Annotated in this window: 8 protein-coding genes; 3 read left to right on the forward strand and 5 right to left on the reverse strand. The window is 72.1% G+C overall.

Annotation, left to right across the window (positions count from 1 at the left end; translation table 11 throughout):
* Positions 1–183: 183 nt before the first annotated feature.
* From AB0J39_RS35535 to AB0J39_RS35555, 5 genes are all read right to left on the reverse strand, one after another.
* Positions 184–1,311: an LLM class flavin-dependent oxidoreductase gene (locus tag AB0J39_RS35535; RefSeq protein WP_363472893.1), complete on the reverse strand. Its 1,128-nt coding sequence runs from the start codon at positions 1,309–1,311 to the stop codon at positions 184–186.
* On the reverse strand, positions 1,308–2,363 hold the full coding sequence (locus tag AB0J39_RS35540) for an LLM class flavin-dependent oxidoreductase (RefSeq protein WP_363472895.1): 1,056 nt from the start codon (positions 2,361–2,363) through the stop codon (positions 1,308–1,310). Before AB0J39_RS35540 ends, AB0J39_RS35535 begins: the two co-directional genes overlap by 4 nt.
* 82 nt (positions 2,364–2,445) lie before the next feature.
* Positions 2,446–3,636 carry an LLM class flavin-dependent oxidoreductase gene (locus AB0J39_RS35545; RefSeq protein ID WP_363472897.1) on the reverse strand — a complete coding sequence of 397 codons (1,191 nt, stop codon included), beginning with the start codon at positions 3,634–3,636 and terminating at the stop codon, positions 2,446–2,448.
* Positions 3,636–5,021 carry an NtaA/DmoA family FMN-dependent monooxygenase gene (locus tag AB0J39_RS35550; RefSeq protein WP_363472899.1) on the reverse strand — a complete coding sequence of 462 codons (1,386 nt, stop codon included), beginning with the start codon at positions 5,019–5,021 and terminating at the stop codon, positions 3,636–3,638. The genes AB0J39_RS35545 and AB0J39_RS35550 overlap by 1 nt, the downstream gene beginning before the upstream one ends.
* Before the next feature lie 126 nt (positions 5,022–5,147).
* Positions 5,148–5,846, reverse strand: a complete 699-nt coding sequence (locus tag AB0J39_RS35555; RefSeq protein ID WP_363472901.1) for a GNAT family N-acetyltransferase — start codon at positions 5,844–5,846, stop codon at positions 5,148–5,150.
* Between the two features lie 317 nt (positions 5,847–6,163).
* On the opposite strand from AB0J39_RS35555, the gene AB0J39_RS35560 reads away from it, so the two are divergent.
* The 3 genes from AB0J39_RS35560 to AB0J39_RS35570 are packed head-to-tail and all read left to right on the forward strand — an operon-like array spanning position 6,164 to position 8,884.
* On the forward strand, positions 6,164–7,129 hold the full coding sequence (locus tag AB0J39_RS35560) for an amino acid ABC transporter permease (protein WP_363472903.1): 966 nt from the start codon (positions 6,164–6,166) through the stop codon (positions 7,127–7,129).
* Entirely contained in the window at positions 7,126–7,890 is a 765-nt protein-coding gene (locus AB0J39_RS35565) for an amino acid ABC transporter ATP-binding protein (protein ID WP_363472905.1), read from the forward strand. Before AB0J39_RS35560 ends, AB0J39_RS35565 begins: the two co-directional genes overlap by 4 nt.
* 16 nt (positions 7,891–7,906) lie before the next feature.
* On the forward strand, positions 7,907–8,884 hold the full coding sequence (locus AB0J39_RS35570; RefSeq protein ID WP_363472907.1) for an ABC transporter substrate-binding protein: 978 nt from the start codon (positions 7,907–7,909) through the stop codon (positions 8,882–8,884).
* The last annotated feature ends 244 nt before the right edge of the window (positions 8,885–9,128 follow it).

Genomic DNA, 9,128 nt, shown 5'->3' on the forward strand with positions numbered 1-9,128 from the left:
AGTCCCGGGGACGCACCGCTTCTGGGCGGTGGGCGCGGCCTTCCCGGCGGCGACGGAGCTGTCCGCGTCCACCCCCGTCATCTATGGCTGGCGGCCCTAAGGCGCGGCCGAGGAGACGCGGCGGACGCGGCCGGCTCCGGACGTGATCCCGGCAGGAGCCGTTGCTCGCCGTCCGGCCTCGCCTCAGACGCCGGCGTCCGCCCACGCCTCCGCGAGCAGGTCCTGGGACCGGACGCGGTCGGCGTGGTCGTGCGCGATCGTGGTGACGAGGAGTTCGTCGGCCCCGGTCGCCTCCTTGAGCACCCGCAGCCCTTCCACCACCTTCTCGGGCGTGCCCGCGAACCGGGTGTCCAGCCGGTCCGCGACGAGGGCCCTGTCGTCCTCGGTCCACTCGTGCGCGGACGCCTCCTCCGGAGAGGGGTACTTCATCGCCCCCGCGCCGGTGCGGATGCTCCTCACCCACAGCCCGTACGGCTCGCCGACGCGGCGGGCCTCCTCCTCGGTGGGGGCGACCAGGACGTCGGCGGACACCATGACGTGCGGCGCGGGATACGCCTGCGAGGGCTTGAACGCGTCGCGGTAGGCGTCCACCGCCTCCAGCACGGTGGCCGGGCTCACGTGATAGTTCGCCGCGAACGGCAGCCCGCGCTCGGCCGCGACCTGGGCGCTCTGGCCGCCGCTGCTGCCCAGGACCCACAGCTCCAGGTCGGCGCCCTCCCCGGGCTGGGCGTGCGCCTCGTGGCCGTCGCCGGAGCGGTAGCTCCCGGACAGGAACGCGACGATGTCGTCGACCTGCTCGGCGAAGTCGGGGCTCTGGGCTCCCGGCTGCTGCAGCAGCGCGAGCGCCAGCGCGAAGATCGGCGCCTGCGTGACGGCCGGGGTGAACGAGAACGGCGGCGGGATCAGCAGGCCCTTGACCGTACGCGCCGCCGCGGGGGCGGCCGGCTCGGGCGGCGCCTCCCGCAACTCGCGCGCACGCTGCCCGGAGCGGCCGATGCCCAGGTCGATGCGGCCGGGATACAGGGCGTCGAGCGTGCCGAACTGCTCCACGACGGTCAGCGGGGTCTGGTGACCGAGCTGGACCGCACCGGAGCCGACCCGGATCCGCCGGGTGGCGGCGGCCACCGCCCCGATGAGCACCGCCGGCGCGGAGCTCGCCACGCCGGGGGTGAGGTGGTGCTCGGCCAGCCAGTAGCGGTGGTATCCGGCGTCCTCCGCCCGCCGGGCGAGGTCGACGGTGTTGCGCAGGGCGTCCCCGGCGGTGGCGCCGGACGGGATGGGGGCGAGGTCGAGGATGGACAGGCGGGTCATGACGGACCTCCGGTGGGGAACGGCCTGCTGGGGATCTCCTTGCGCAGGACGGGAGCGATGTCGCTCTGGAACAGTTCGAGCGACGCCCGGTGCTGCGCGCCGGTCAGCCCGTCGGCCTCCGCCGACACGTGCATCACCTCGTGGCCCAGGCGTTCGTGGTAGCGGTGCACCTTGTCGATGATCTGCTGAGGGCTGCCGACGAGGATCGAGCCGCGCTCGATGGCGTCCTCCAGTGTGGGGAACACCGGGTCGAGCCCCTGCTCGCGCAGGAACGCCACCCGGGCGTCGAAGATCGGCCGGTAGGTCTCGACGGCGTCCTGCGATCTCGGCGTGGCGTAGTAGCCGGCGCTGCCCGCCCCGACCAGGGCGTCGGCAGGGTCGCGGCCGTGGTGCTCCCACCGCTCCCGGTAGTAGGCGACCAGCTCCGCGTACGGTTCGACGGGGTTGGTCACGTTCGCGGAGAACAGGGGATCGCCGTAGCGGGCGGCGAGCTCCACCGATTCCTTGCTGGTGGCGCTGCCGTGCCAGATCCGGATGGGCCGCTGCAGCGGCCGGGGGAGCACCTCGGCGTCGGTCAGGGACGGGCGGAAGCGGCCCGACCAGGTCACCCTGTCCTCCCGCCAGAGCCGCCGGAACAGCTCGTAACCCTCGCGGTTGCGGTCCCACTGGTCCTGGTCGGTCACGTGGAACAGCTGCGCCTGGGCGGCGCCGTTGCCCTTGCCGATGATCAGCTCCAGGCGTCCGCCGGACAGGTGGTCCAGGGTCGAGTAGTCCTCGAACGCGCGGACCGGGTCGAGCAGGCTCAGCGTGGTCACCGCGGTGAACAGCCTGATCGTGCTGGTGTGCGCCGCGATGTGGCTCAGCACCACGGGCGGGGCCGAGGACAGGAACGGCCGCTCGTGCCGCTCGCCGAAGGCGAACCCGTCGAAGCCCAGCTCCTCTGCGACGACGGCGGCGGCCACGATGTCGCGGAACCGCTCGGTGACCGGTTTCAGCTCACCGGTCAGCGGGTGGGGCAGATGGAATCCGAGTGTCATCGCGAGGAACTTCACGACCGGCCGTCCTCCTTCGTCGCGTGGAGCGTCCGCGCCGGCGCGGCGGCCCCTCGCGTCCTTCCCGTGCTGGATGCGGCGCTCATGACGTCTTCGCGTAGCGGCTGGCGGGGCGGGCGAGGCCGAGCCGTCCGCGCAGGTCCCCCGTGTCGTACGCGGTCCGGAACGCGCCCGCCGCCTGCAGCTCGGGCACCAGGCCGCGGGTGATCGCCGCCAGGTCGTGGGGCAGCACGCCCGGCCGGAGGCGGAACCCGGCCAGCCCCGCCTCGCGCCAGTCGAGCAGCAGCGCGGCGAGCTCCGCGGGGGTGCCGGTGAAGACGCGGGCGTCCGACTCGAGCTCGGCGCCGTCGAGGTCGTCCAGCCGCGCCTTGCGCCCGGCCGCGTCGCGGGCGTCGAGGAAGACCACCAGGTCCGCGAGGATCCGCAGCGGCGGCTCGGTGCGTCCGACGGCCGCCTCCGCCGCCCGGACGCGCTCGACGATCGCGGTGGCGTCCTCGCGGTCGCGCGGCGTGACGTACACGACGTCGGACCCCTTCGCCGCGAACTCGTACGGCACCGTGTCGTGGGCGAGTGAGGTGACCAGCGGCTGGCCCTGTGGGGAGCGCGGCGTGATCGAGGGACCCTTCACGCTGAACCGGTCGCCGTGGAAGTCGATGTAGTGCAGCTTGTCGCGGTCGATGAAACGACCGGTCGCGACGTCGCGGATCTCGGCGTCGTCCTCCCAGCTGTCCCACAGCCGGCGGACCACCTCGACCACGTCGGCGGCCTCGGCGAACAGGTCCCGCACGTGCTCGCGGAAGACGGGATCCCGATCGGGGGAGTAGTCCTGCGGCGGGAACGGCGGGCGGCGGCCGAAGTGGGCGACCTGGTCGGGGCGGGCGGAGATCTGCGGCCGCCATCCGGCCCTGCCGCGGCTGATGTGGTCGAGCGAGGCGATGCCGATCGCGACGTGGAACGGCTCGGTGTGGGTCGTGCCGGTGGTCGGGACGAGGCCGATCCGCGAGGTCAGCGGGGCCACGCGGGACGCGATCAGCACCGCGTCGAGCCGCCCGCGCACCTGGTCGAGGCGTTCGTCGGGTTCGTTGAGGCGGGAGGACTGGAGGCCGGGCGCGTCTTCGAAGGTGACGAAGTCGAGCAGGCCGCGCTCCGCCTCCGCGACGAGATCGGCCCAGTAGCCGGGGGTGAACAGCCGGTCCGGCCGCGCGCCCTCGGCCCGCCACGCGGCCGGGTGCCAGCCCGCCCCGTCGAGCGCGACGGCGAGATGCAGCGTCATCAGATCTCCTCGGTGCGGTTCGGAGTCTCGGTGGGGTTCGGAGTCTCGGTGCGGTTCGGGGTGCGGGGGGAGAGGCCGAGGTGGTCGCGGAGCGTCGGCCCGGTGTAGTCGGCCCGGAACACGCCCTTCTCCTGCAACAGGGGAACCACCTTGTCGACCAGGTCGTCGAGCCCGCCGGGAGTCAGGTGCGGCACGAAGATGAAGCCGTCGGCCGCGTCGGTCTGCACGAAGTGGTCGATCTCGTCGGCCACCGCGCGCGGCGTGCCGATGAAGGTCTGCGGTGCGGAGACCTCGATGGCGAGCTCGCGGATCGACAGGTTCTTCTCCTCGGCGAGGGCGCGCCACTTGGCCACCACCTCGCCGCGGTCGCGGCGGAACGCCGCGTGTCCCTTGGTGACGCCCTCGTCCAGGTTCGGCTCGACGTCGGGCAGCGGGCCGTCGGGGTCGTATCCCGACAGATCGCGGCCCCACACGGCCTCCAGGAAGTAGATCGCGGTCTGCGGGCTGACCTGTGCGCGCCGGATTTCGACGGCCCGTTCCCGGGCCTCGGCCTCGGTGTCGCCGAGCACGTACGTCACCGCGGGGAGGATCTTCAAATCCTCGGGCCGCCGTCCGTAGGTGGCGAGCCTGCGCTTGACGTCCCGGTAGAAGGCGCGGCCCTCCTCCAGCTTGCTGTGCCGGCTGAAGATCACGTCGGCCGACGACGCGGCGAACTCCCGGCCCTCGTCGGAGTCGCCGGCCTGGATGATCACCGGGTGGCCCTGCGGTCCGCGCGGCGTGCTGAACAGCCCCGCGATGTCGAAGTGCCGGCCCTGGTGCCGGAAGGGCGCGACGCCGCCGGGCCGCAGGAACCGCCCCGACTCCCGGTGCGCGGCCACGGCGTCGGGCGACCAGGAGTCCCACAGCTCCCTGGCGGTCCGCAGGAACTCCTCCGCTCTGGTGTACCGGTCGGCCTCGGCCAGGAAGCCGCCCCGGCGGAAGTTCTCCCCGGTGAAGGCGTCGAAGCTGGTCACCACGTTCCACGCGGCGCGGCCGCCGCTCAGGTGGTCGAGTGTGGCGAGCCGCCGCGCCACCTCGTACGGCTCGTTGAATGTGGAGTTGACCGTCGCGGCGAGCCCGAGGTGGGTGGTGACGGCGGCCAGGGCGGACAGGACCGTGAGCGACTCCGGACGGCCCACGACGTCCAGGTCGTGGATGCGCCCCTTCGCCTCGCGCAGCCGCAGTCCTTCGGCCAGGAAGAAGAAGTCGAACTTCCCGCGCTCGGCTGTCTGGGCCAGGTGGCGGAAGGAGTCGAAGTCGATCTGACTGCCCGACGCGGGGTCGGACCAGACGGTCGTGTTGTTCACGCCGGGGAAGTGCGCGGCGAGATGGATCTGCTTGGTCACGGGGACTCCTGACAGTTCGGCCCGGTGAAACCTATTATTACAGTAGGAAAATAAGGTTTTGTCGTCAATCGTCACCGGCGGCCGCCGTCGCCCGGAAAGGAAGGCGGCCTCAGGGCCGGCGGGCGTTCACGCGACGGGCACGTCGGCGGGCACGCGGACGGTGGCGAACGTCGTCCGGCGGCGCAGGCGGAAGCCGAGGCCCTCGTACACCCGGATCGCGGACGTGTTGCTCGCGGCGGCGTGCAGGAACGGGGTCTCGCCCCGGGCGCGGATGCCGGCGGCGACGGCCAGCACGAGCCGCGCCGCCAGGCCCTGGCGGCGGTGGGCCGGATCGGTGCAGACCGCGCTGATCTCCGTCCAGCCGGGCGGGTGCAGCCGCTCCCCGGCCATCGCGACCAATGCGCCGCCGCGACGGATGCCCAGGTAGGTGCCCATCTCGACGGTGCGCGGCCGGAACGGGCCCGGCTGGGTGCGCGCGACGAGGTCCAGCATCTCCGGCACGTCCGCCGGCCCCAGGCGGACCGCCTCCTCGTCCGGCGCCGGGATCACGTCGTCGCCGGTCAGCTGCACGCCGGTGCCCCGCGCCACCACCTCCCACCCGTCCGGCGGTGCGAAGGCGCCGCCGGTGACCGGGACGACCGCGCCGGGCCCGGCGAGGGCGGCGAGGTCGTCCCAGTCCGCGGGGCCGGGCTCGCCGGGCAGCGCGAAGAACGGCGAGACGTCGTCCGGGTAGCGCAGCGCGTTGCCGTACCGTTCGGCGAAGCGCGCGTGCGGCCCGGTGAGCGACGCCCATACGGGGTTGTCCAGCAGGTGCCGGTCGCTCACCGCGGCCCTCCCCACGCCATGTCGCCGTGGCCGGCGCTCGCGCGCCCTCCTCGTGCCGGCGCCTCCGTCTCGGGGCCGCCGTATCGAATCACCGCGTGCGTCTTGGGCATCGGACCTCCTGTCGCTCGTACGCCTGCGGAGAGATCGTAGAACATTACCTACTAAACAAGTAGGTCTTGACGGTTTATCGATCGCTGTGCTGAAGATAGGGACATGTCGGATGCCCGCGATCAGACGCGGTCGCCGGGAGGACTGATCATGACCCCCACGCACCACGTGCTCGACACCGCCCGTTCGTTCGCCACCGCGGAGGCACGATGACCGCGCCCGCCGTGATCGAGGAGGAGACGGCGGAGTCCGCCGTCTCCCTGACCGTCGTCAAGGCGCGTCACCCGGGACGCTGGATCGCCGGCGCCGTGGTGGCGGTGCTGCTGGCGATGGCGGTCAACGCGTTGATCACCAACCCGGCCTGGGACTGGCCGGTCGTCGGCGCGTACCTGTTCCATCCGTCGGTGCTGCACGCGGTGCTGTTCACCGTCGAGCTGACCGCGCTCGGCATCGTGCTCGGCTTCCTGCTGGGGACCGTGCTCGCGCTGATGCGGCTGTCCCGGGTGCCGCTGCTCGCGTCGGTGGCCTGGGGCTACGTGTGGCTGTTCCGCTCGGTGCCGCTCATCCTGCAGCTGCTGTTCTGGTACAACCTCGCCGCGCTGTACAAGCAGATCTCGTTCGGGGTGCCGTTCGGGCCCGCGTTCTTCTCCGTCGACTCGATGGAGCTGATCGGACCGGTGACGGCGGCCGCGCTCGGCCTGGCGCTGCACCAGGCGGCGTACGCCGCGGAGATCGTGCGCGGGGGCTTCCTGTCGGTGGAGCCGGGCCAGCTGGAGGCGGCCGCCGCGCTCGGCATCCCGAGGGCCAGGCAGATCCTGCGGATCCGGCTTCCGCAGGCCATGCGGTCGATCGTGCCGGCCGCTGGCAACGAGATCATCGGCCTGGTCAAGGGCACCTCGGTCGTCTACATCATGGCGCTGCCCGAGCTGTTCTACCAGGTGCAGGTGATCTACAACCGCAACGGCCGGGTGATCGCGATGCTGCTGGTGGCCGCGATCTGGTACCTCGTCCTCACCACGGTCCTGTCGGCCGCGCAGTACTACGTGGAACGCAGGTTCGGCCGTGGCCTCGCGCGGGCCCTGCCGCCGACGCCGGTGCGGCGGGTGCGCCGGATCCTCGACGTACGGCGGGCCGCCCGGCGGCGCCCGGCCGCGAGCGGAGGCGGGCAGCGATGAGCACGCCCATGGTCGACGTGCGCGGCGTCCACAAGAGCTACGGCCCGCTGGAGGTCCTGCGCGGAGTGGACCTGCAGGTCCGGGCCGGCGAGGTGACGGTCGTCATCGGTCCTTCCGGGTCGGGCAAGTCGACGCTGCTGCGCAGCATCAACCACCTCGAGAAGATCGATCGCGGGTACGTCACCATCGACGGCGAGTTCATCGGCTACCGGCGCTCCGGAGACCGTCTGTACGAGCTGCGGGAACGCGACATCCTGCGCCAGCGCACCCACATCGGCTTCGTCTTCCAGAACTTCAACCTGTTCCCCCATCTCACCGTACGGCAGAACGTGACCGAGGCCCCGGTCTCGGCCCAGGGCCGCCCCCGCGAGGAGGTCGAGGCGCTGGCGGCCGAGCTGCTGGAGCAGGTGGGCCTGTCCGACAAGTCCGGCGCCTACCCGCGGCAGCTGTCCGGGGGACAGCAGCAACGCGTCGCGATCGCCCGGGCCCTGGCGCTGCGGCCCAAGGTCGTGCTGTTCGACGAGCCCACCTCGGCACTCGACCCGGAGCTGGTGGGCGAGGTGCTGGAAGTCATGAAGGGCCTCGCACGCAGCGGCACCACCATGATCGTCGTGACCCACGAGATCGGCTTCGCGCGCGAGGTCGCCGACACCGTGGTCTTCATGGACGCCGGCCGGATCGTCGAGCAGGGCCCGCCCCCGCAGGTGCTCGACCGGCCGAGGCACGACCGTACCCGCGCCTTCCTCAGCAAGGTGCTCTGACCTCCAAGGAAATCGCATGTCATCCGCATCCCGGTTGTCCGTGCTCGGCCTGTCCGCCCTGCTGCTGCTCGTCGCCTGCGGCACGGTCCCCGACGAGGCCGTGAGCGGCGCCGCCCCCGCGGCCGCGGCCCCGCCCGGCGTACTGAAGATCAACACGAGTCCGCAGCAGGACCGCATCCGGGCCGCGAAGGTGGAGGCGATCGCCGCACAGGTGCCCGCGGCGATCCGGGCCAAGGGGGAGTTCCTGGTCGGCACCACCACGTTCGACCCGCCGCTGTCGTTCCTCGCCGACGACAACGTCACCCCGATCGGGGTGGAGGAGGACGTCGCCTCCCTCGTCGCCGACGTGCTCGGCCTCAAGCCGCGCTTCGAGGCCACGTCGTGGGAGAACCTGTTCCTCGCCGTGCGGTCCGGCAAGTACGCGGCCGGCTTCTCCAACATCACGGTCACGGAGGAGCGCAAGGACATCTACGACTTCGCCACCTACCGCCTGGACCAGCTGGCCTGGGAGGTGCCGAAGGACAGCACGATCACCTCGATCGCCGGGCCGGCCGACGTCGCCGGGCTCAGCGTGGCCGTGGGCTCGGGCACCAACCAGGAGAAGATCCTGCTGGGCTGGGACAAGCAGAACCGCGCCGCCGGGCTGAAGCCCGCCCGGATCCAGTACTACAAGCAGCCGGCCGACACCTACCTGGCGCTGAAGTCCGGCCGGATCCAGGCGTACTTCGCGCCCAATCCCACCTCCGCGTACCACGCCGCGGTGAGCGGCGACACGAAGATCGTCGGCACCTACTCCGGCGCCGGCCCGTCGCTCCAGGGGCTCATCGCCGCGATGACGCAGAAGGGCAACGGACTGGCCAAGCCGATCGGCGACGCCCTCAACGCCCTCATCAAGGACGGTAGCTACGGCAAGGTCCTCGCCCGGTGGGGTCTGTCCAACGAGGCCGTCCCCGAGTCCCTGGTCAATCCGCCCGGCCTGCCTCGCGAGCAGTAGGTTCCCCGGCATCCCATCGCGGGTGTGCCGGTGCCCACCCCCAGGGGGCTAGGGGTGGGCGCCGGAGCTTGCAGGGGGTTACTTGAGGATCGGGAGGCGGCGGACGAGGGTGGTGTTGGTCCAGGTCGTGCCGAGTCCGAGGGTGGTGCCGGCGCGGGCGAGGGTCAGTCCGATCAGGACGATGGCGTAGATGATGTGGTCGTCCATGAAGGGGTTGGTGGTCAGGGGGAGTTCGGCGGCCCAC

This window comes from Microbispora sp. NPDC049633 (assembly GCF_040675265.1).
In the GTDB taxonomy this organism is placed as follows: domain Bacteria; phylum Actinomycetota; class Actinomycetes; order Streptosporangiales; family Streptosporangiaceae; genus Microbispora; species Microbispora maris.

Excerpts from the sequence above, each read along its gene's own strand:
- AB0J39_RS35570 (WP_363472907.1), top strand. The coding sequence starts at position 7,907 with ATGTCATCCGCATCCCGGTTGTCCGTGCTCGGCCTGTCCGCCCTGCTG.
- AB0J39_RS35535 (WP_363472893.1), bottom strand. The coding sequence starts at position 1,311 with ATGACCCGCCTGTCCATCCTCGACCTCGCCCCCATCCCGTCCGGCGCC.
- AB0J39_RS35560 (WP_363472903.1), top strand. The coding sequence starts at position 6,164 with ATGACCGCGCCCGCCGTGATCGAGGAGGAGACGGCGGAGTCCGCCGTC.
- AB0J39_RS35545 (WP_363472897.1), bottom strand. The coding sequence starts at position 3,636 with ATGACGCTGCATCTCGCCGTCGCGCTCGACGGGGCGGGCTGGCACCCG.
- AB0J39_RS35565 (WP_363472905.1), top strand. The coding sequence starts at position 7,126 with ATGAGCACGCCCATGGTCGACGTGCGCGGCGTCCACAAGAGCTACGGC.